This is a genomic window from Marinicella sediminis (genome assembly GCF_002000055.1).
GTDB classification, from domain to species: domain Bacteria; phylum Pseudomonadota; class Gammaproteobacteria; order Xanthomonadales; family Marinicellaceae; genus Marinicella; species Marinicella sediminis.
Genome location: NZ_MVBD01000003.1, coordinates 16,878 through 38,834, shown reverse-complemented (window position 1 = coordinate 38,834; position 21,957 = coordinate 16,878). Strand labels below are relative to the sequence as shown.

The 21,957-nt window shown below is 51.0% G+C and carries 20 protein-coding genes; 14 read left to right on the top strand and 6 right to left on the bottom strand.

All coding sequences use genetic code 11. The annotated features are described in order from the left end of the window. Nucleotide 1: 1 nt before the first annotated feature. The 4 genes from thrB (at nucleotide 2) to B0475_RS04960 (ending at nucleotide 3,381) form a co-directional block, all read left to right on the top strand. The gene (thrB, locus tag B0475_RS04975; RefSeq protein WP_198538123.1) at nucleotides 2-955 is read left to right on the top strand and encodes a homoserine kinase; all 954 of its coding nucleotides are present in this window, start codon (nucleotides 2-4) and stop codon (nucleotides 953-955) included. Next, nucleotides 952-2,226 carry a threonine synthase gene (gene thrC / locus B0475_RS04970; protein ID WP_077410662.1) on the top strand — a complete coding sequence of 425 codons (1,275 nt, stop codon included), beginning with the start codon at nucleotides 952-954 and terminating at the stop codon, nucleotides 2,224-2,226. The genes thrB and thrC overlap by 4 nt, the downstream gene beginning before the upstream one ends. Nucleotides 2,227-2,398: 172 nt before the next feature. Beyond that, the gene (locus B0475_RS04965; RefSeq protein WP_198538122.1) at nucleotides 2,399-2,893 is read left to right on the top strand and encodes a hypothetical protein; all 495 of its coding nucleotides are present in this window, start codon (nucleotides 2,399-2,401) and stop codon (nucleotides 2,891-2,893) included. A gap of 8 nt (nucleotides 2,894-2,901) precedes the next feature. Then, nucleotides 2,902-3,381, top strand: a complete 480-nt coding sequence (locus B0475_RS04960) for a hypothetical protein (RefSeq protein WP_077410660.1) — start codon at nucleotides 2,902-2,904, stop codon at nucleotides 3,379-3,381. A gap of 52 nt (nucleotides 3,382-3,433) precedes the next feature. Here the strand turns inward: B0475_RS04960 and B0475_RS04955 are convergent, their stop codons facing one another. The 4 genes from B0475_RS04955 to B0475_RS04940 form a co-directional block, all read right to left on the bottom strand. Further along, the gene (locus B0475_RS04955) at nucleotides 3,434-4,144 is read right to left on the bottom strand and encodes a helix-turn-helix domain-containing protein (protein ID WP_077410659.1); all 711 of its coding nucleotides are present in this window, start codon (nucleotides 4,142-4,144) and stop codon (nucleotides 3,434-3,436) included. A 124-nt stretch (nucleotides 4,145-4,268) separates the two neighbouring features. After that, complete coding sequence (locus B0475_RS04950; protein WP_077410658.1) at nucleotides 4,269-6,059, bottom strand: ABCB family ABC transporter ATP-binding protein/permease; 1,791 nt, start codon at nucleotides 6,057-6,059, stop codon at nucleotides 4,269-4,271. A 7-nt stretch (nucleotides 6,060-6,066) separates the two neighbouring features. Beyond that, nucleotides 6,067-7,248: a heme biosynthesis protein HemY gene (locus tag B0475_RS04945; protein ID WP_077410657.1), complete on the bottom strand. Its 1,182-nt coding sequence runs from the start codon at nucleotides 7,246-7,248 to the stop codon at nucleotides 6,067-6,069. Further along, the gene (locus tag B0475_RS04940) at nucleotides 7,245-8,435 is read right to left on the bottom strand and encodes a uroporphyrinogen-III C-methyltransferase (RefSeq protein ID WP_077410656.1); all 1,191 of its coding nucleotides are present in this window, start codon (nucleotides 8,433-8,435) and stop codon (nucleotides 7,245-7,247) included. Before B0475_RS04940 ends, B0475_RS04945 begins: the two co-directional genes overlap by 4 nt. Nucleotides 8,436-8,600: 165 nt before the next feature. Here B0475_RS04940 and B0475_RS04935 point away from each other — a divergent pair, with 165 nt between their 5' ends. Further along, complete coding sequence (locus B0475_RS04935) at nucleotides 8,601-8,879, top strand: hypothetical protein (protein ID WP_198538121.1); 279 nt, start codon at nucleotides 8,601-8,603, stop codon at nucleotides 8,877-8,879. Here the strand turns inward: B0475_RS04935 and B0475_RS04930 are convergent. Beyond that, nucleotides 8,873-10,300 (bottom strand): gamma-glutamyltransferase, encoded by a 1,428-nt coding sequence (locus tag B0475_RS04930; protein WP_198538120.1) that lies wholly within the window; start codon nucleotides 10,298-10,300, stop codon nucleotides 8,873-8,875. The two genes, B0475_RS04935 and B0475_RS04930, sit on opposite strands and share 7 nt — an antisense overlap. A gap of 106 nt (nucleotides 10,301-10,406) precedes the next feature. On the opposite strand from B0475_RS04930, the gene hemL reads away from it, so the two are divergent. The 3 genes from hemL to B0475_RS04915 are packed head-to-tail and all read left to right on the top strand — an operon-like array spanning nucleotide 10,407 to nucleotide 15,054. Further along, on the top strand, nucleotides 10,407-11,684 hold the full coding sequence (gene hemL / locus B0475_RS04925; RefSeq protein WP_077410653.1) for a glutamate-1-semialdehyde 2,1-aminomutase: 1,278 nt from the start codon (nucleotides 10,407-10,409) through the stop codon (nucleotides 11,682-11,684). A gap of 2 nt (nucleotides 11,685-11,686) precedes the next feature. Continuing rightward, nucleotides 11,687-13,585, top strand: a complete 1,899-nt coding sequence (locus B0475_RS04920; RefSeq protein WP_077410652.1) for a DedA family protein — start codon at nucleotides 11,687-11,689, stop codon at nucleotides 13,583-13,585. Next, complete coding sequence (locus B0475_RS04915; protein WP_077410651.1) at nucleotides 13,582-15,054, top strand: multiheme c-type cytochrome; 1,473 nt, start codon at nucleotides 13,582-13,584, stop codon at nucleotides 15,052-15,054. Before B0475_RS04920 ends, B0475_RS04915 begins: the two co-directional genes overlap by 4 nt. Nucleotides 15,055-15,058: 4 nt before the next feature. Here B0475_RS04915 and B0475_RS04910 read toward each other — a convergent pair whose 3' ends face one another. Continuing rightward, entirely contained in the window at nucleotides 15,059-15,814 is a 756-nt protein-coding gene (locus B0475_RS04910) for a hypothetical protein (protein WP_077410650.1), read from the bottom strand. Between the two features lie 106 nt (nucleotides 15,815-15,920). Between B0475_RS04910 and B0475_RS04905 the strand changes: the two genes are divergently transcribed. The 6 genes from B0475_RS04905 (at nucleotide 15,921) to B0475_RS04880 (ending at nucleotide 21,790) form a co-directional block, all read left to right on the top strand. Beyond that, complete coding sequence (locus tag B0475_RS04905) at nucleotides 15,921-16,775, top strand: substrate-binding domain-containing protein (protein WP_157892713.1); 855 nt, start codon at nucleotides 15,921-15,923, stop codon at nucleotides 16,773-16,775. Nucleotides 16,776-16,816: 41 nt separating this feature from the next. Next, nucleotides 16,817-18,154: a GumC domain-containing protein gene (locus tag B0475_RS04900; protein ID WP_077410648.1), complete on the top strand. Its 1,338-nt coding sequence runs from the start codon at nucleotides 16,817-16,819 to the stop codon at nucleotides 18,152-18,154. Beyond that, the gene (locus tag B0475_RS04895; RefSeq protein WP_077410647.1) at nucleotides 18,144-19,055 is read left to right on the top strand and encodes a PIN domain-containing protein; all 912 of its coding nucleotides are present in this window, start codon (nucleotides 18,144-18,146) and stop codon (nucleotides 19,053-19,055) included. Before B0475_RS04900 ends, B0475_RS04895 begins: the two co-directional genes overlap by 11 nt. Before the next feature lie 187 nt (nucleotides 19,056-19,242). Next, nucleotides 19,243-19,725, top strand: a complete 483-nt coding sequence (gene speD, locus B0475_RS04890; RefSeq protein ID WP_077410925.1) for an adenosylmethionine decarboxylase — start codon at nucleotides 19,243-19,245, stop codon at nucleotides 19,723-19,725. Beyond that, on the top strand, nucleotides 19,722-20,585 hold the full coding sequence (speE, locus tag B0475_RS04885) for a polyamine aminopropyltransferase (protein ID WP_077410646.1): 864 nt from the start codon (nucleotides 19,722-19,724) through the stop codon (nucleotides 20,583-20,585). The genes speD and speE overlap by 4 nt, the downstream gene beginning before the upstream one ends. Beyond that, nucleotides 20,582-21,790, top strand: a complete 1,209-nt coding sequence (locus B0475_RS04880; protein ID WP_077410645.1) for a type III PLP-dependent enzyme — start codon at nucleotides 20,582-20,584, stop codon at nucleotides 21,788-21,790. Before speE ends, B0475_RS04880 begins: the two co-directional genes overlap by 4 nt. The last annotated feature ends 167 nt before the right edge of the window (nucleotides 21,791-21,957 follow it).

The window sequence follows — 21,957 nt, the reverse complement described above, 5'->3', positions numbered from 1 at the left end:
GATGAATAAAAAAGTGAAAGTATTTGCCCCGGTTTCCATTGGCAACGTCAGTGTCGGCTTTGATTCCCTGGGTTTGGCTCTGACCCCCATTGATGGCCAGATGCTGGGCGATGTGGTGATCATCAAGTCCACTGAAGGTGACAGCCATTTTGTCCTCAAAGGTCGTTACGCTTCGCGCCTCCCAGATGACCCTGAGCGCAATGTGGTGTGGCAGATCCGCAGCACCTTTGAAGCTGCGCTGCAACAACAGGGCATTACACCTCAGCCCATGGTGATCAAGCTGAAAAAACACATCCCGGTCTGTAGCGGCCTGGGTTCCAGTGCCTGCTCAGTGGTGGCTGCCCTGGTGGCACTCAATGCATTTTATGATCAACCTTTTGATCAGCAAACCTTGTTGCGTATGATGGGTGAAGCCGAAGCCACCATCAGTGGCTCCGTGCATTTTGACAATGTCGCCCCCAGTTTTCTCGGCGGGATGCAGCTGATGCTTAGTGAAGCTGAACAGGTGGCGGTATCCGTGCCTTTGTTTGAAGACATCTATTGGGTACTGGCCTATCCTGATGTGCTTGTCAGCACCCAGGCTGCCCGTGAGCGTTTACCACAACAGTATGACCGCAGCACCCTGATTCGTTTCGGTCAAAACCTGGCTGGTTTTGTCAGCGCCTGTTACCGTCAGGATGCTGACCTGGCCTTTGCCCTGCTGAAAGATGAAGTGGCAGAACCCTACCGGGCTGAACTGTTACCCAACTTCAACCAAACCAAACAACAATTGCTGCGCATGGGCTCATTGGCCGCCGGAATCTCCGGCTCAGGTCCTACCCTGTTTTCCGCCTGTGATGATCTGGTCACGGCGCAAGCTCAGGCGGTGTGGCTGAAACAACACTACCTGCAATCTGATGATGGCTTTGTGGCCATTTGTCAGGCAGATACCGAAGGAGCGAGGATTCTCTCATGAAACTGTATAACCTCAAAGACCCCGAACAAGTGGTGGATTTTGCCACTGCCGTCAGAACCGGACTGGGTAACAACCGCGGCTTGTTTTTCCCACGCTCCATTCCACCATTGAACAACATCAATGAATTGTTGAACATGCCGGTGCTTGAACGCAATCAGCACATCCTCAGGGCTTTTGTCAGCGACAACATCGATGACCAGGCCCTGCAACAAATCATCGAAGAAACCTTCAGTTTCCCGGCACCGCTTGTTCAGGTAGAAGATCATATACATTGCCTGGAATTGTTTCACGGTCCAACCCTGGCCTTCAAAGATTTCGGCGCCCGCTTCATGGCCCGCTGTCTGCAACATTTTGCCACCGAGCAAAAAATCACCATCCTCACCGCCACCTCAGGTGACACCGGGGCTGCCGTGGCCCATGCCTTCCATGGCATGGACAATATCGAGGTGGTCATCCTGTTTCCTAAAGGCAAAATCAGTGAACTACAACAAAAAATGTTCACCACCTTGTCCGGCAACATCCGCACGGTGGCCATAGAGGGCGATTTTGATGACTGTCAGAAGCTGGTAAAAAGCTGTTTTGATGATCCACAATTGGTACAAGCCGTGGGCCTGAATTCGGCCAATTCGATCAACGTCAGTCGCCTGTTTGCGCAAATCTGTTATTACTTCGATGGCCTGGCACAATTACCGGCAGCACAGCGCGATCAAACCGTGGTGGCCGTTCCCAGTGGTAATTTTGGCAACCTGTGTGCCGGTATCATTGCCAAAACCCTGGGGCTCCCGATCAAGCGCTTCATCGCCTCCACCAACCTCAACGACACCGTACCCCGTTACCTGCAGGATGGTGTGTGGTCGCCCAATAACACGGTAGAAACACTGTCCAATGCGATGGACGTGTCCCGACCCAACAACTGGCCCCGGATTGAATACCTGATGACATCAGGTCAATTTGACCGCAGTCTGTTAACCGGCCTGGCGGTGGATGAAGCAAAAACCGCGGACACCCTGCGCCATCTGTTTGCTCAGGGCTACCTGAGTGAACCCCACGCCGCAGTGGCCTATCAGGGCTTGCATGATTCCCTGCAGCCAGACGAAACCGGGGTGTTTCTGGGCACCGCCCATCCAGCCAAATTCAAGTCCGCGGTGGAGGAGATCCTGGACACCGAACTGGATTTGCCGCAAGCGATCGCTGATTGCGCCCGTCTGCCGGATTTGTCGGTTGATATGCCGGCTGATTATGCCGCATTGCGCGACTTATTGATGAGCTGATGCAACACTGAACACGCTGATCTGTTGATTGAGATGCTTTGGCTGCCTCACTTGTGGCAGCCATCAGTTCTTATGACACATGACACAATTCCCTCTTTAAGCTACAATGAGTGATTCTCAACACAAGGAAGTTATGATGCACAAACACCTCTTTTTTCTCCTCAGCCTGTCAATGTTGACAGCCCACACGGCAACGGCCAATCCACAGGGCATGACCGAACAGGTACTGAAAATCTCGCCGGCCGCTTTTTATCCACTGCATGGTGGAGTGATCAGTAGTTTCAATGGCTGTTTTTTAAGCCGACTGGGTCTTGGAGGAGAGCCGGATGGCCCCATGTACGCCGGTGTTTCATTGCCACCTGGATCGGTGATCACCCGTGTGGTGGGCCATTTTTACGACATCACCAACCCCAGTTCAGGACCCAGGCCAAAAATGGAATTCCGCCAACATGATGGCACCGGCAACCTCAATACCCTGGCAACCATCATCAATCCGGACATGACCACTGACTTTCTGGCATACTACCCTTATGAGGTTGATCTGGATCCGGATTTCAGTGTCATGGAAGGTGATTTTTTTGACCTTTTGTTCATTCCTCAAGGACCGACCCAGAATGCCAATTACATCTGTGGGGTTGATGTCTTCTATCAACCAGCCACACCCTGAGGTGCATCATGAAATCGATTTTCAGAATTTTGCCTTATTGGCTGCTGTTGATCAGTGGTTCAAATGAGGCATCAACACTTCATGTCCCTGGTGCGCTGTTCAAAAACCTGTCTGGTATTCCAGCAGATGTAAGTGAGTCGGCTGGTTGTTACTTTGAAGTACAAAATGCTGGATTCACCTTACCAGCTGATGCCACTGTGTTCTCCATCGAAGTGAGTACCTCCAACCTGACCAGCAGTGACGTCAATGTTAATGTTTTTTTCAGCAGGCATGTGGGTGTCGACTTTCCACAATCCGTCCTCAGTGAATCAATAACAGTTTCACCCGGTTATCACACCAACGTATTGCCTGTTCAAACCGGGAACGGGCATATTTCAACTGATGAATTCACAGTTTTATCAGTCTGGCCAAGCGATGATCAAGTCGGTATTTGCGGCCTCAAAATCCACTACCTGGATGACCTGATTTACGCCGGCTCATTTGACTGAAGCAGAATCGCAGCCGGTCACCCCACCGGCTGCAGTATAAACGTAAAAACGATCAAGCGTTGCGGAAGCGGAAGCTGTAGACAAACATCAGCATCCCGGCGACCATCAGCATCATGCCCAGACTGGCAATCAGGTCATTGGGCGATGACTCCAGTGGTTTTTCTTCGCGAAAATCATACAATCGGCGGCCACCGGGTACTTCGCTGATAAAGGTTCTGCCAGCATATTCAGTGATGGTCAGATATTGGGTGCTCAGCCGGTCCCGGTTGTTGCGTGCCCGTTCGATGAACTCTTCACGGGTTTCCATGACTTCTTTGATCGGATGATCCTGAAACTGGTGCACTGTTTCGCCGGGCCGGATCACCCCGGCGGATTCATAGATGTATTGGGCATTGGCAAAAAACACCCCAAAGATGCCCATAAAAAACAGCCCCACACCAAGGACCACCACCATCGACGAGCCCATAAACCGCCATTTGAGTCGGCTTTGCTGACGGCGTTTGATGGACGCATATTCGGCCGCCACCTCCGGGATGTGTGACAACTGTTGTTCGATGTAAGACTGACTGAGGCTGTTGATCAGCTCCATCCCGGTTACCTCAAAAGCCTGGGCGATTTTATGGATCACCTCATAAGATGGCGAACCTTTGTCATTTTCCAGCTTCGACAGGTAGGACTGTTCAATACCGGCCCTGGCAGCCAGTTCCGGCTGAGTCAATTGCTCAGCGGTTCTGAGTAATTTGATTTTTTCTCCGAGTGTCATGTAATGCTCCGTGGTTTGATTGAGAGCCTCTATTCTTGGCTGTCATATCAGGAATAGACAGCTGAATATTCTGCCATAAGCAGGAATTTCAGGAATGATCCGGCCGAGAGCAAACCAATCTGGGTTAATCGGCCTTTTCCTGTTGTTGGGCCTGCCACAGTCTGGCATAGGCACCTTTTGCCGCCAACAAACTTTGGTGGGTGCCCTGTTCTACCACCTGACCCCGCTCCAGCACCAGGATTTGATCGGCATGCACCACCGTCGACAAACGGTGGGCAATCACCACATTGGTGGTCTCCCGGCTGACCTCATCAATGGCTTGGAGGATCATCTGCTCGGCCTGACTGTCCAGTGACGAAGTGGCCTCATCAAACACCATGATCGGTGGTCGCTTCAACAAAGTCCGGGCGATCGCCACCCGTTGTTTTTCACCGCCGGACAGTTTTAATCCACGTTCACCGACCTGGGTGTTCACCCCGTCGGGTAACTCGGCAATGAAGTCATCCAGATAAGCCAGGCTGATGGCTTCCCGAACTTCCTCATCGCTGGCTTCAGGCCGGCCATAGCGAATGTTTTCGAAAATCGAGTCATTGAACAACACCGTGTCCTGCGGCACGATACCTATGGACTGTCGCAACGACAATTGTGAGACCCGGGCGATGTCCTGCTCATCGATCAGGATACGACCGGCAACCGGATCGTAAAAACGAAACAATAATTTCACCAGGGTGGATTTACCTGAACCACTGGGACCCACAACGGCCAGGGTTTGTCCCGCCGCCACTGAAAAACTGACGCCACGGATGATCGGCCGGTCTTCGCGGTAATGAAACACCACATTTTCAAAGCGCAGCGCACCGGCTTTGACCTGAAGCTCCTGAGCGGCTGCCACATCCTTGATTTTGGGATCAATGTCGAGGATGTCAAACATGCTTTCGATATTGATCATTGAAGTTTTGATTTCCCGGTAGACAAAACCCAATGAGCCCAGTGGAATGAATAATTGCATCATGAAGGCATTAACCAGTACAAAATCTCCAACGGTCATGGAACCGTCCAACACGCCAAGCACGGCCAACAGCATCATGGCCGTCATCGCCAAACTGATGATCAAAGCCTGGCCACCATTCAGCGCAAACAATGACAAACGGTTTTGGCGTTTGGCCTGTTCCAGCTTCTTGAGGTTGTCGTCATAGCGCCCGGCCTCGAAAGCTTCATTGCTGTAATATTTGACCGTTTCATAATTCAGCAGGCTGTCGATGGCCCGACTGTTGCTGGCTGAATCAGCGGTGTTGGCGGCCCTGAGAAAAGCCTTGCGCCATTCTGTGATGCGCACCGAAAACAGGATGTATACCACAATCGCCACCAATGTGGTCAGGCCAAAAGACCAGCCATACTGGAACAACAGAATACCGACCACCAACAAGATCTCAATCAATGCCGGTAAAATACTGAACACCATAAAGCGCAACAGAAAACTGATACCGCTCACCCCACGTTCAATATCCCTGGCCACACCACCGGTTTTGCGGTTCAGGTGGTAACCCAGATCCAGGCGGTGCAGATGAACAAAGACTTCATGAGCGATGCGGCGCATGGCCCGCTCGGTGACTTTACCGAACAAGGTGTCACGAATTTCACCAAACAACACATTGGCAAAGCGCAAAGCCCCATACAACAGCACCAATGCCACCGGTGCCAACAACCATTGATTGGCCTGATCTGCCGATCCATCCAACTGATCCACCATGCCCTTCATCAAAAACGGCATACCGGTGGTGGCCAGCTTGGCCGCCAATAAAAACGAGAGCGCGAATAACACCCGACCTTTGTATTCAGCCAGATAGGGAATGAGTTTTTTTAAGACACCCCAGTTTTCCGGTTGGTTGTGATCAGGTGGTGGTTGTCCGCGCATGACTCATTCAGGAAGGATCATCCTGCTCAATGACCACCATCGCCTGTTGGTTGGGGTTGGCTGCTTCACGAAAGTGGCTGAGAGCCTGCTCAGATTTATCCTGATCCTGGTAGATCAGTGCAAGTAGTTGATGTACTTCCTGGCTGGGTGCTACTTTGAGCAGCTCCAGCAACAGGCTTTCGGCTTTTTCACGGTTTTGCTTGGCCATTTGTAGTTTGGCATTACATAACAAGACTGATGGTCTTTTGGGGTGCTGAACCAACCATTTTTCTGCCACTTTGAGGCGGTGATTGAGGTTGTGCGGTAAGGCCGACCAAAAGCCCACCAGCTGATCATCAAACTGGTATTTCTGGGCTTTTTCGATGTGCCCGGTGAGTTCCTGAAATGCCCCTACCCTCAGCGCCTGCTCACAATAAGTGTGGTTGTAACGTTGTTGTTGCTTCTTATTCAGGGCCTGCCAGATTTCCTGCAGTTCTTCGGGACTTTGAACCTGGGCAAAACGCTCCAGTGTCACTTGCTTTTTCAATTCATTGGTCTGCTGATGTGATATCAATTGCAGTTTTTCGGCCTTGGGCAAGGTCTCACCCAATAATTTCCAGTCTTGCGTTTGCTGACTGGCCTGGGTTAACAGGTGCACCGCTCGCGGGTTGTTGGGGTAAGTGTTCAGGATTCCTTGCAGAAGGGGCATGGCCCGCTCAGCCTGACCTGACTTGATCCAAATCTCACAACGTGTCAGATCCACCGTCAATGGATTATCAATGACCTGTTCAGCTGCATCAAGGTGGGCTTCAGCCCGCTGCAATTGTTGTTGCGCCACTGCGGCCCTGGCTGCGGCCATATAACTCAATTCAGGAGTGGGGCTTTTCGTTGCCGATGCCAGCAACAGTTTCTCAGCCTGAGACCATTTACCCTCACTCAGGGCCAACAAACCGCGGGCAAATTTCTTGCGGCTTTGGTTGGCAGTGAGGTGATTGATGGCTTTTTTCGGGGCTTTGATTAAACCAATCACCAACCAGATCAACAAAAACAATGCGAACAGTAACAGACTGGCAGCAATCACCGTCATCTGGATCTGATAGCCCAGCAGCTCAATCTGTATCAACCCAGGATTTCGGATCAAATGTGGTGTCAGCCAGGCGGCCAGCAACAACAAAGCAAATAACAACAGGATTTTGATGCCTTTGATCATGGCTGCAACCCCTTGATGGTGGTTTTAAGCGCGGGCAGGTTCAGTTCATCTGGCCAGATCACACTGACTTGTTGAGCCGCCAGATCCCCCAATTGTTCAAGTATATGTTGCGCTGCAGGCAGCTTTTGTTCCAGCAGTTGCCTGGCTTCAGACAAGTGGTTTTGCCAACCGCTCTGATCATGCATCAACAGTGACCACTCAGCCTGATTCAGCAACTGTGTGAGGTTCGCTTTCAGAGTCATGAGTTGCAAACTGGATTGCACTGTGCTCTGATCTTCAGCGATTTTTTTCACACTGATCAACTGTTCATACCATTTGGCCTCAGTGCTGACTGCTTCATTGCTGGCTAAACGCAGTTGCTCAACGGCTTGTTTGAGCGCCGCGAGTTGTTGGCGCAGACCCTGAACATCAGGCTCATTGACTGTTTGCAAGGTTTGATTCAACGCAGTCATCAGACCAGCGATCTGTGCATCTGTGGGTGGTTGAGTTACAAAGTCATTCACCACCTGTCGGGCTTTGTCTGGCTGATTGCCGGTCACCCACAGACTGACCTGATCCAGTGCCAGCAGTGCCGCCTGCTGATCCCACAACAAACCATGATCTACTGTGGATAAGGGTTGGCTCTGGCTGGTTGCTGGCGCTTGGTTCAGCTGTGCAGCAAGCTGTTGTTGTAATTGCTCAATACGGGATTGTTGCGCAGTCAATTGTTGGCTCAGTGCTTGCAAGGCAGCCATGTTGGCACTGTTGTCAAATTCTGCCGGTCCAACGGTGGCCGGTTGCGGACGTTGTGCCAATTGTGCAGCCAGGTCCTGGACTTGCTGGCGGAGGGTGGTCAACTCTCCATTGAGCTGTTTTACATCCACATTCAGATTGGTCAGATCAGTGGCCAGTACCTGGTTGGCATCTGCCAGTGGTTGTAACTGTCCACTCAGATTTGAGGCCTTTGGGGTCGCCGATGACTGCCATTGCTGATAATAGAGGTAACCGGTAGCACCCAGTGCCAGCAATGAGAACAGCAGGCTCAGTCCTCCACCGCTTTGCTTTTTTACCTGGACCACCTGAGCTGACGACTCACCAGGCGCCTCCAGCTGTTCGGTGCTTTCTTCGTTGACCTGATTGGTTTCCTCTGGGACCGTGGTTTGCTCGTTGGTTTCTGGGTCTGTGTTGTTTTTTTCCATGGTAGCCATTGTTGTCTGATGGAACAATTTTAACCCAGCATGACCCACAGGTCACACCTTTCGATCCTTGATAGAACAATGTTTACATTTATTATCAAACCCGGTTTTGCTATCATGCTGGTTTTTGAGAGCCAAATTCTGCACATGAAAAATCTGATGATATGGACAGCCCTGATGTTGCTAACCGCCTGTTCTGAAGCGCCCAAAGATAACAACAATCAACCAGAGAACAACCCCAAAGCCAATCGTTTTGAGGTGGCTGCCCAGGAAAAAATCAAAGCCGCCAACGCAGGCATGACCAACGCTCAGGCAGCATGCGTGGTGGGTAAACTCACCGGTGATGGTACCTTTGGAGTGGGGGAAATCAATCAAATGAAAACCACTGAACAGGGCCTGAGTGGAAACAGCCGGTTGACCACAGCTTATCAACAAGCCCTCAAGGATTGTCAGTAAGTCCGAACACCGGCCAGTCCGCAACCATGACGACGAAAATCACCAACCGCAGTGGTGGTGGTGCCGCATTGCACTGCGTTGACGCCACCAAAATACAGGTTGTGATTGTGCCACAGGGAATGAATCGGCGCGGCTTTTTGTAAGGTCACCAGATCAGCCGGGGAAAACCCTGGCTCGATGTCGAGGTGACCGTTTTCAAAATGCATCCGCGGTGCCTCAACCGCATGTTTCAATTGGCTTTGCTCATTGACCAAATGGCTGATGACCTGGAACATCGCAGTTTTGATGCGGTTTGAGCCGCCGGTACCCAGTGCATACTGCTGATCGCTGCCCAATATCAACGTGGGTGCCATCATGGAGCTCATGCGTTGCCTGTTCTGCCAATTGAAAAAGCCGTTGGCATTGATGTCTTCTTCACCCAGAAAATTATTCATCATAAAGCCGCATCCTGGCACCATCAACCCATTACCCTCGCCGTTTGACAAGGTCAGACTGGCCAGATTACCCGCGCCGTCTGTGACACTGATGTGGGTGGTACCACGAGACACTTCAGTCAACGGGGTTCGCTTGAGGTCATCGGCGTGTTGCATGGCTTCGAGCACCGCTTCAACATCCGTTCTGGATTTGAGTCGTTTTAACTGCTCAGCGATCAGCCGACCACCTGTACTCGGTTCCGGATTGGTCAGAATGCGGTCATCACCCAGGGTCAACTCAAGCGGATCCCTGACGGCACAGCCATAGTCAGCAAAATCTTCCTGCTGTAACAACCCGTTGGGCTGCTGTACCAGAATCTCGGCCAGCTCACCCTTGTAAAACCAGTCATGATCGGCTTTTGACAGGGTGTCAAGAAAGTCTGCCAGCTGTAAATTAAGCCATTCCCGGCCAGCCTGGAAATCTGCAAACACCTGTTGAGCGGCAGGTGTGGCATCAATGATTGGCTTCAGTATCATTGCCACAAAAGCCTGTTGCTGATTAACCATTACACCGGTTCTGGCGGCCCGGATGGCCGGAGCGGCCAGCACACTCAGTGGCAACGAGCACAGTTTCTCATGGGCCCTGAAAATACCCGCTGGCACACCGGGTACAGCCGCTGACGCATGGCCAATGTGAAACTCCTGACGGCGGGTACCAAAGTCGCCCATAATGGGGTAAAAATCCAGGCCATCCCGGTTGTCATCTGTGACCTGTTGCAACGGGGTGTCAGAGAAAAAATCAAGCAACTGAGGACGTTGCTGAGGGCCGGCAACCATGAGGAAACCACCACCACCTGGCGAAGCCAGAAGCGGTTCAGCCACGAAAGACATCATCATCGCTGCCAGGATGGCATCAAAAGCCTGACCTCCAGCCTGTAATATTTCTTCGGCAGCGGCCACAGTTTGAGGGTGTCCGGCTGCGATGGCGTAGGTGGATGACTGTGGCATAACTGAATGATATAAAATGACTGGCAATTGACCATTGTATGTCATGCCATTTGCAAGTCAAAACAATTATAATAGCGCCAGACACAGATGATTTGATGACAACAATATGACAGACAACAACCACGACTTATTCCACAAAGCCCAGCAATTCATTCCCGGCGGGGTCAATTCACCGGTCCGAGCCTTCAAAGGCGTTGGCGGAGAACCCTTGTTCATTGCCGCTGCAAAAGGCCCGCATATGATGGATGTGAATGGAAAATCTTACATAGATTACATCGGCAGCTGGGGGCCCATGATTGCCGGACACAGCAATGAACGGGTACTGGCAGCTGTGCATGCAGCCGTTGACCATGGTTTGAGTTTTGGTGCGCCGGCTGAAGCTGAAGTCAACCTGGCAGAAAAAATCTGCGCCATGATTCCATCCGTGGAACTGGTACGGATGGTCAATTCCGGTACCGAGGCGACCATGAGTGCCATTCGCCTGGCCCGCGGCTTCACCGGGCGTGACAAAATCATCAAATTTGAGGGTTGTTACCATGGTCATGCCGACTCTTTTCTGGTCAAAGCCGGCAGCGGGGTTTTGACCCTCGGGATTCCCGGTTCACCTGGGGTACCTGATGCTGTGGCTGACCTGACCCTCACCGTGCCATTCAATGACCTGGACAGCCTCAAGGCCGTGATGAATTCTGTGGGAGATGAAGTCGCAGCCATCATTGTTGAACCAATAGCCGGCAACATGAACATGATTGAGCCCCTACCCGGCTACCTGGAAGGCATGCGCGCCTTGTGTGATCAACATGGATCGGTGTTGATTTTTGATGAAGTGATGACCGGATTTCGGGTGGCCCGTGGAGGTGCACAGGAACTGTATGGCGTAAAACCTGACCTGACCACCTTTGGTAAGGTCATCGGTGGCGGACTACCGGTCGGAGCGTTCGGAGGTCGTCACGACATCATGAGCCACATCGCCCCCAGCGGTCCGGTTTACCAGGCCGGTACGTTGTCAGGCAACCCACTGGCCATGGCCGCTGGTGCAGCGATGATGAACATTGTTTCAGAAGAGGGTTTCTATGCACACCTTGGGGCACAGACCAAAAAACTGACTGAAGGCATGCAACAAGTCGCAGATGAAGCCGGGGTGGCCTTTTCCACCTGTCAGCAAGGCGGCATGTTTGGCTTTTATTTCACTGATCAGCCGGTGCACCGTTTTGATGACCTGGCCAATTGTGACGAGGACCACTTCAAGCGATTCTTCCACGCCATGCTGCAACACGGTGTTTATTTGGCGCCATCTGCTTATGAAGCAGGCTTTGTCAGCAGCAAACACAATGATGACATCATTGCGCAAACCCTGACCGCAGCCAGGTCAGCCATCAAAGCCTGATCATGGAACCTACCGGCTGGGTAAAAGACGTATACGACTGGATTCAGGCCAATCCTAACTGGACCGGCATACTGATCTTTTTGTTCGCTTTTGCTGAATCCATCCTGCTGGTGGGCATCATTTTTCCTGGAGCGGCATTCCTGGTCAGCCTCGGCGCCCTGATCGGATTGGGCGTGCTGGATTTTTATACCGCCTGGATCTGGGCCTCCTTGGGTGGCTTTCTGGGTGACGGCATCAGCTTCTGGATTGGCCATAAATACAAGCGCAATCTGCTGAAGATGTGGCCGATGTATAAATTCCCCGAACTGATTGAAAAGGGCGAACATTTTTTTGCTAAATACGGTGGCATCAGTGTTTTCATCGGTCGCTTTGTCGGTCCGGTCAGACCAGTCATTCCTGCCATTGCCGGCATGATGGGCATGCAGATCAAACGCTATGTCCTCATCAGTCTGGTGGCTTCTGTCTTGTGGGCTCCTTTCTACCTGTTGCCAGGCATGTTGTTTGGTTCAGCCATGGAAACCATGGCCAAAGTAGCGGTCAAGTTATCTGTTCTGGTACTGGTATTGGTGGTACTCATCTGGGTAGCTTACTGGGTCATCAATGTGATTTACAAACTACTGGTTCCCCGAACATACCACAGACTCAGTGGCTTGCTCGCCTGGACCCAAAGGCACCCAACCCTGGGACGACTCACCTCCGGCCTGGTTGATCCGCGCCAGCCAGAAAAAGGGTCACTGGCGATGTTGGCCATGATCCTGTTGATTTTTCTGGTGGCAGCCATTTGGTTCATGGCCATCAGCCAAACCCTGATCCACTGGAACCAGGTTAGCGAATCATTCTTTTTTGCGTTCCATAACCCCTGGACAGTTCTGCCCATGAAATGGTTGTTGTTCCTGGGGCATGACCTGAGTGTCCTGGTGGCGGTGATTGCGGTCGCCGTGTGGCTGATTTACCGCCGTCTGTATCTGGTGTTACAACACTGGCTGCTGGTCGCTGTCACAAGCTATGTTTTTGCGGTGCTGATTTGCCGTGTTGGTCATGACCAGTGGCACCTGGTCAGTTCACATCATGTGTTCTGGTTCACCTCAATGGCCAGTTTTTGGGCCATCCTGGTGGCTGGTGCCTATCCAATTAAATGGCGCAGCTGGCCCTACGTGGTGGCTGGTGTACTGATTTTGCTGTATGCCTTTGCCTCCTTGTTTTTCTATCAGATGAACCTGGCTATGGTGATGTTATCGGTGCTCATTGCCAGCATCTGGTCAATGCTGATTGGCATCGCCTTCAGAACCCGCTCCAGAAAGCAATTCCTTGGCCTGCCTATCAAAATCACCTACCTCACCACGGTGTTGCTGGTCCCGGTTCTCAGCTGGCTGTTATTCACCGCTGATGCCACCGTCAGTAAACCTGAGTGGCTGATCAAACGCAGCGCACAAACCACCACCGGATGGGCCAACAACGGTGAACAAAAACTTGATATCCTGATCGATGCTGACCTTGGATTGTTACAGAAATCCTTGCATGATGCCGGCTGGCAGACTCATGAACCTCGCACCTGGGCCAATGTCTATCTGGCCCTGAAAGCCGAAGCCGATGCCGAAGAACTGCCATTGTTTTCTTATGTTCACCGGGGAGAAGTCGAGCGCTTGCTGATGAGCGTGGCTGATGGTGATGGGTTGATTGTGCTTCGTGTCTGGGCCGACAGCGCACAACAGCCAAACGACCGATGGCGGGCCACGCTGACACGTCATGTCCGGGATACCGACCTGTATGTATTTAACCACTGGGGCTATCAGGCAACTCAGGCAGACAAATCACCTTTGACCGCCGCCCTGTCATCACCACCCTATCTGTTTAATCAGTTACCCGATAACATCCTGCAAATCAGGCAAAAAAGAAAATGAAGTGGCTGGGACTCCTGTTGCTCATCCCGCTGCTGCTGATGGCTGCAATTTACGGACTTCGTGAACCAGCACCTGAGGTATACCATGCTGATTTCACCGGCAGTGAAGTGTGTGGTGATTGTCACTGGATCAATTATGCAGCCTGGGAAATTTCCCCACATCACAACATTGCCAGATTACCCGCCCAAAACACCATGCTGGGGAATTTTGACCAGGGTTCTTATCACCTCCCTCAACAATCTGCAGATGATTTGCCTGTGGCCAGAATGTACCGTCGGGGGGATGATTTTTTCATGGCATTGCGTGACCCTGGACAAACCAGCTTCACAGAATTCCGCATCGCCAAAGTTTTGGGGTTTCAGTATCGGCAAACCTACCTGACCCAGGAACATGGTGGCGTCCTCAGACGCCTGCCGATTCAATGGTCGATTCCCCGCCAGGCATATTTCGCATATTGGAACGAGCAGGAACAATCTCCACAGTCTGTGACCGATTTATGGGCCCAGATGGAACCGCTGAACTCTGCCTGGAATTTGTATTGCGCCCGATGTCACACCACCAATTTACAGGAAATCAGCAAGGACCGGGCCCACACTGTCGCCGAGGTCGAGTGGACTGAACTTGGGGTCGGCTGTGAAGTCTGTCACGGACCGGGAAAACAACACGTTGAATACATGCAGGACCAACCGATCAACCGCCTGGCATCCTGGCTGGATCAACGACTGTTTGATAAAACCGCGCCTTACATCATCAACGCCGGGAAACAACAACAGGGTTTTGCCCTGAGTGTGTGCGCACGTTGCCATGGCGCCGATATTTTCCGCAGTCGCCAATCGTTGTACCGGAATTATCAGCCCGGTTATGATGAACACGGTAACCTCAACGATCTGTCACCTTATTTTACCGAAGCCCCTTTGCAACCAGGGCGAACCACTCCAACCATCGAAGTGTGGCCGGATGGACGTCCCAAAGGTTTGGGAACCTTGTTCCGTTCATTTGCTGACTCTTCACACTATCAGCAAACGGACATGCGTTGTTACACTTGTCATGACCCTCACAACAACAAGAAACCAGCAAGTACCGGACTGCTCAGGCCCACTGAACAAAGCAATGCCTTTTGTCTTGGTTGTCATCAGGACCTGGCTGAAGATGTGAAGGCGCACACCAGACACGAAAGTGGGCAACCAGGGGGATTCTGTTATGACTGCCACATGCCAAAGAACATCCTTAATCAGGTATCCGGGGTGAATCATTTTGTCCGCAGCCACAACATGGGCAGCATTCCTAACCCCCTGTTGTCACAAAAAATGGGTACTGAACATTCACCCAACGCCTGTCAGGACTGTCATCAGGATCAGGACAGTCAATGGGCCATAGACCACCTGCGCGACTGGGGCCTGGACGGGCACCTGATTGACACAGACTTACACCTGCAACGCGACGCCCATTCAGACACGATCCATCAGTGACTGATCACAAGGTGCTGATGAACTCCACCCTGAGTTCCCGCTCAAAAACGTCCTGATAGTTTTCATAAGGCAATAATTCAACCTCCTCAAGGGCGGCTTCAATTTCCTCTGCCAGTTGTTGGCTGATGAAACAGTTTTCCTGCAATGTACTTTTGAAAGGCAAGCCCCCTGGCATTTGCTGAATTTGAACGGTACAGGTACCTGAGACGGCATTGTTCCGCCAGGCCCGTTTGAAGGTCATCACCAACTGGTTCAGGTAGCGGGTCAGGGTGGGGTTCTCGTTGTCCAGGTATTGCTTTTCATGGTCATTGGTAAAGGTGGCATAGAACAGGCTGCGATACACCTGATCGGCAAACATCTGACTGCTCAAAGCCAATTGTTTTGGATTCAGCACAACCGTACTGAGCGTGGGCTGCAAGCCCAGGGTGTCATTGATGGTCAGACGCAACATCAACATCTGACTTGATTCGAACAACCTCCCTTCAATCACATAGCGGATGTCATTCAACCGCCAGGCATACATATTGGATTGGTCAGCTGGCACTTCATAACGGTATGGCATACTGAACAGACCAGTACTGGACAAAGCCTGGACCAGGTGGTTCTCCACAGTCACTGCCGGGCTGACGCCATTGCCTTCATAAGTGAATGGCAGAGTCACAAACTTCACCGGATGGGCGTCATCACCAACCACCAGTAACTCCACTTCGGCATGTAGCTGAAAACAGCTCAGCAACAACCACAAAATTGCATGTCTCATGGTCTCATTTTATCACAGCACAGCCAACACATTGTTTATGCCGGGGAATTCTCAATATCCGTCGTTCTGGTTTGGTACAATGCGGTTTTTGACCATCCGGAAAAACATGATCAGACTGAGAATTGGTGGGGTACCAGAACATTACAATTTGCCCTGGCACATGGCCAGACAATCAGGGGCTTTGCAAAACCAGGGCATCAAACCTGAGTGGACTGACTTTTATGAAGGCACCGGCGGCATGATCCAGGCCCTCAAGAATGATGAACTGGACGTGGCAATATTACTGACTGAAGGCGCCATTTCCGGCATTTCCCGCAGCGCCAACTATAAAATCGTTTCCTTCTACACCGACTCACCAATCATTTGGGGTATCCATGTACCGGCAGATTCAGACATCTATGACGTCAATGAAATCTACCATCACCGCTATGCCATCAGCCGCTATGGTTCCGGTTCACACCTGATGCCTTATGTTCACGCCCGGCAAAAAGACTGGCCGGTGCATAAACTTCAGTTTCGCGTGATCAACAACCTTGATGGCGCACGCATGGCCTTTCGGGAAGACAAAGCCGATGTGTTTTTCTGGGAAAAATTCACCACCAAACCTTATGTTGACAGTGGCGAGTTTCGCTGTATCGGTGAATGCCCAACCCCCTGGTCCTGTTTTGTGGTGGTGGCCAGTCATCAAACCCTGGCATTGCATGCCGACAAGGTCAGATCACTGCTGGAAGAAACCTTCGCCCAGGCGCAAAAGCTGTATCAGGATCCCGACCGGATCAACATCATCAGCAAAACCTTTGATTTACAACCTGAAGATGTTGAGGCCTGGTTGTCCTATACCCGCTGGTCGAATCAGATCGACCTGAAAAAAACTGTGCTGGCTGAAACCACTGACACCCTCAAAGACCTTGGCCTGGTTCATCAGAAATTCAAAGTTGAAGAAACTTATCAGGAGATCTGAAATCCAAACCAAACCCTTCTACCATATGTGATCAAACGCGGATGAAAAAAGTCAGGAACAGCATCATAACCAGCGCCCTGGTGGTGCTGGCTGTGTGGCTCTGGCTCAATCAACCCAAGCCAGGCAAAACCTCAGGCACCCCACATCTGGTGACCCAACAGACAGACCTTGCTACCCCGCCACTCATAACCACCCAAAATGCGACCAAACCAGGCTCAACAGCACACCCCCTGACTGACCAGGCGGTGCCAGTCATGGACGATGCGCCCATCAAACCTGAACCCTACAGCTGGATGGCCATCTACCGCATAAAAAGACAATGGCAACGCTGTGGCAACATGATCATCGACCTCATCCGGCAAGGCGATGATTATGACCCATTGGCCAAAATCAACAGCTACATCCAGAATCTGAACACCTATCAACCAGGCTGGCCAACGTCCCAACAAGTCAACGCGCTGAACAGGCAAACTCACCAATGCCGCAGGGTGATTGAACAAGTCAGGGCACTGCCCTTACCATTGTTACCGGTTATTGATGAACAACCGTATGTTTCCAATCTGCAACAAACCACTGAACAACTGGCGTACTACCTGCTAAGCCTCACGCCTGAACACCCTCATGAACAGGCCATTGCTGACAGCCTGCGACTCATCCTGCAGTGGCGGGAGCAGGTGGCCCAGGTGACCAGGATATCCAAAGGCAGCGAAGTTCCAAACCAAACAACCATTGATCAGTTAAGAGCTGAACAGCAACAACTGGAAAACCGGCTGGACCTGATTCAAAAGGCCTTACGGCAGCAAGACAACAACGCACCTCTGGCTGAGGAATGGGCCCGGATTCAAACCAGACTGAACCTGATCAATCAGCAAATCAAAGCACTCAAAGTCATCAATCAACCACAGCGTGATGAAGCAATCGCGGCTTTTCAGTTAAGCCATGACGCATTGAATAATTTGCTGCGAAGCCGCAACCCAGACGTGTTCTTTGAAGTGCAGTCCGCACTGGAACAAATCGGCTCACTGCGACAGTTCGGCTACAACCCTAATAAATTCAACGATCGGTTTGAGTTCAAAACTCCTTTTATAGAATACGTATCTCCCGGGGAAGTGGTTCAACAACTGATTGGCGTTGAAAACGATGAATGGTTTCAACGTCTGGTGCACTATGCCACCCGTTTGTACCATTGTGAACTGGGGGCCGACTGCGGCCCTACCGGCGACTGGATTGCTTACCACTGTCTGACCGCATTCACGGAACTGTATGCCAACAGCTGTGATCAGGATTTGACCGTCTTTTATCAGCAATTACTGAGCGAAAACCATTGGTCAGACGTTCAGTACACCCTCGATGTCATCAGAGGTTTGTATGCTCCGTAAATCACTGGTCATTATTATTTTGCTGGCGGGTTTGGCCCTGCTCCTTTTTTGGTTGGCCATACACAACAAACAGGAACACAGTAACCTGAAAGCCAACAACCCGCAAAAGACCGATCCACAAGCAACCATTGAACGACCTGATAACCGACAGCCAAAAGATCCAACAATCCATCAAAATGAGCCTGACAAAACTCATTCCTACAGTGCCTTAAAGCAAAAGTTGCTGGCAGAAATGACCAGCAGAACCTACAGTGACGACCCTTATCTGGAAGTCAAGTCACTGGCCTGGGAGCTGGGTTATTGTGCTCAGCAAGCAGAGCTCGGCACCCTGTTTGGTGAACAGCCCAGTACAGAACAAGTCGCCCTGCTTGAACTGGTGGCTGAAAACTGTGAACTCAAAGCCCAGGCATATCCCACACTGCTTGAGCTCTATAACGACAATAACTGGCAAGACCTGTTTCAACCACAAAGCCATTTGGCTCAGGTGTTCGAATTGAGAAAAACCGCCCGCAATAAAGATGAAATCAGGGAGTTGACCCAGTCCATCATCACAGCTGCGCTGCAATCAGAAAACGGGGCATTGCTGATGGGCGAGACGCTACTTGGCTACCTGGATCAAGGCTCACTGCTGTTCGCCGCTGACCAACTGCTCGGAACCAAAGACCAGGACTATGCCAACAACATCAATACGGCCGCATTGACCTTGCTTGCCTGCGGTTTCAATGAGGGTATACATTGTCAAAGCGATGGTATGTATATGCTGTTTAACTGTGCCTACCAACATTCTGCCTGTGGCCTGGATTACACCACCTGGTTTCAGCAAAACACCTTGCCAGGCATGCAACAGGACGTACAAATTTTGGTCCATTTTTATCAGCAAATCAGTTCACCCAGTCGCTGAGTATAAAAAAACCTTCCCAGACTGATTATTTTGCTTGATTTCAACCATCATTTTATGAATAATTCGCGCACTTTTTCTGTCTGATCAGTCAGGCATTTTTTTTGCGAGGCCTGGCGTTATAGACCCCTGAGCCGCTTTTTTTATTGTGGGAATCTGATCCTGCAATGTTTTTTAAGTGGAAAAAATCATGTTAAAAAACCCTTATACGCAGCGTCCTGAGGCTGCTTCAGAAAACTCATGGACTCAACAAGACAATGTGGTATGGCCTCACTTTGAACAAGGTCCCGAAGATGATCGCCTGGATCATTTCATTCACCGCAATGGCCATGTATTTGCCGGAACACATCTCATTGTCGACTTATGGGGCGCCAGTCGCCTGGATGAGTTGGCTCACATGGAAGCGGCCATGAGGGAGGCTGTTCAACAATCCAAAGCCACTTTGCTGCACATTCACCTGCATCACTTTACCCCCAATGGTGGCATTTCCGGAGTGGCTGTGCTGGCTGAATCACACATCAGTGTACACACCTGGCCGGAAAAAAATTATGCAGCCTTTGATGTCTTCATGTGCGGTGATGCCGAGCCGGAAAAAGCCATCGATGTTTTTCGTTCGTATTTTTCACCCGAGCGGGATGAGATAACAAACCTCATGCGAGGCAAAGTCTCATGAAAAAACAGATTCAGGAAAGTCTCTACCCTGGTTGGGGACAGTCATTCGGAATGGATGAAGTGTTGTTTGAGCATCAAACCGATCATCAACACCTGGTGATTTTCAACAACCAGCGTTGGGGCACCGTCATGATGCTTGATGGCGTGGTCCAAACCACAGAAAAAGATGAATTCATTTACCATGAAATGATGACCCATGTGCCCATGCTGTCACACCCGGAACCGAAGAACGTACTCATCATTGGTGGTGGCGATGGCGGTATCCTCAGAGAAGTTCTGAAACACCCCACCGTCGAATCAGTGACTCAAGTAGAAATCGATCAGGCGGTGATTGATATGTGTGTCAAATACCTGCCCAATCATTCATCTGGTGCCTTTGAAGACCCCCGGGTCAAGGTGGTGATTGATGACGGTGTCAACTTTGTTGACCAATGCGAAGAGCGTTTTGACGTGATCATTTCAGATTCCACAGACCCCATTGGCCCCGGTGAATCACTGTTCACCTCACGCTTCTATCAGGGCATTGCCCAATGTCTGGATAAAAATGGTGTGTTCGTGGCACAAAATGGCGTGAGCTTTATGCAAATGGATGAAGTCACTACCAGTCACCAACGTTTAACGCCCTGCTTCAAGGAAGTGACATTCTACGCTGCTGCTGTACCCACATATGTGGGTGGCATCATGACGTTCGCCTGGGCAACCCAGAACCCTGAATTACAATCTACCAGCACTGATGATCTGCTGCAGCGTCAGTTGGATCGTGGTATCAAAACCAATTATTATCGTCCCGCCGTACATCAGGCAAGTTTTGCTTTACCTGCTTATGTCATTGACGCCATTGAAGCGGTGAGTGAACGATGAAAAAAATACACGCCCTGAAAGCCCATTTTGCTGAGCAGGTATACCCTGATCAGCTGGGCAATTATTCCCGCCGAAAACTGGCAGAACTGGCTTTGCAACATGGTACTCCAACTGTGGTCATTGATCAGGACATCATTTCAGCACAGTATCTGCAATTAACCGCCGCCTTACCGGGGGTTAACATGCGTTATGCCATCAAAGCACTGCCTCAACCTGAAGTGATCGAGCACCTGAACTCATTGGGATGCGGTTTTGATTTAGCCACCAGCGGAGAAATCAGACTGTTGCAACAACTGGGCATCAGCGCACAAGACGCCATTCATACACATCCGATCAAAAAAGACCAGGAAATTAAAGAAGCCATCGCTTTTGGTTGTCGGTTTTTTGTGATTGACAACAGCCATGAACTGGATAAATTCCTGCCCTACAAGGATCAGGTTTCCTTGCTGATACGGGTTAATTTTCGCAATCAGGATGCGGTGGTTGATTTGTCACGTAAATTTGGCTGTGAACTCACCAAAGTACCCGCACTGGTGGAACAAGCCCTCCATTCAGGCATCGAAATTGCCGGCCTGTCATTCCATGTGGGCTCTCAGGTTCCATCACCCTACGCCCATGTCAACGCCATCGAACAATGTTTGGATGTATTCAAGACCATGCCATATGTGAATTGGCAAATCCTCGATATTGGAGGTGGTTTTCCCATTGAATACCTTGGCCCCTGTCCGTCCATCCAGGATTTCTGTGCACCCATCAACGACGCCCTGCAATCTGTTGATACCCATATTCAGATTTTGGCAGAACCAGGGCGTTACATCGCTGGCCCAAGTGCCATCCAATTGTTATCGGTGGTAGGCAAAGCCCAACGAGGTGCGCGCACCTGGTACTACCTGGATGACGGTGTATATGGAGCGCTCAGTGGGCAGTTATTTGATCATGCCCGCTATCCAATCACTACCTTGCGGGAACATGATCTGACCCAGGGACTGAAGCCCAGCGTGCTGGCCGGCCCCACCTGTGACAGCATTGATGTGATTGATGAAGACATCGTGCTGCCGGAACTGGAGATCGGAGATTTGCTGGTAGCCTCGCAGGTCGGTGCATACACCCTGGCCTCAGCCACAGAGTTCAATCTTTACGACAAGCCCAAAGTATTGTGGCTGAGCGGCGAAAAACAGTTGCACAGCGACAAGCCCGCTTCGTAAAATAAATAAGACCTTCCAATAAAATGGCCCACAAGAACGGTCTGCAACTGTCCCATGCACAGCAACAGATTAATCCTCAACCGCGGAGCGCTGATGATCAGCCCGACCCGCCGACTCGGTTGGTTCGTATAAGACGTATCAGAGAGTCATTAACATTATGAGCAACG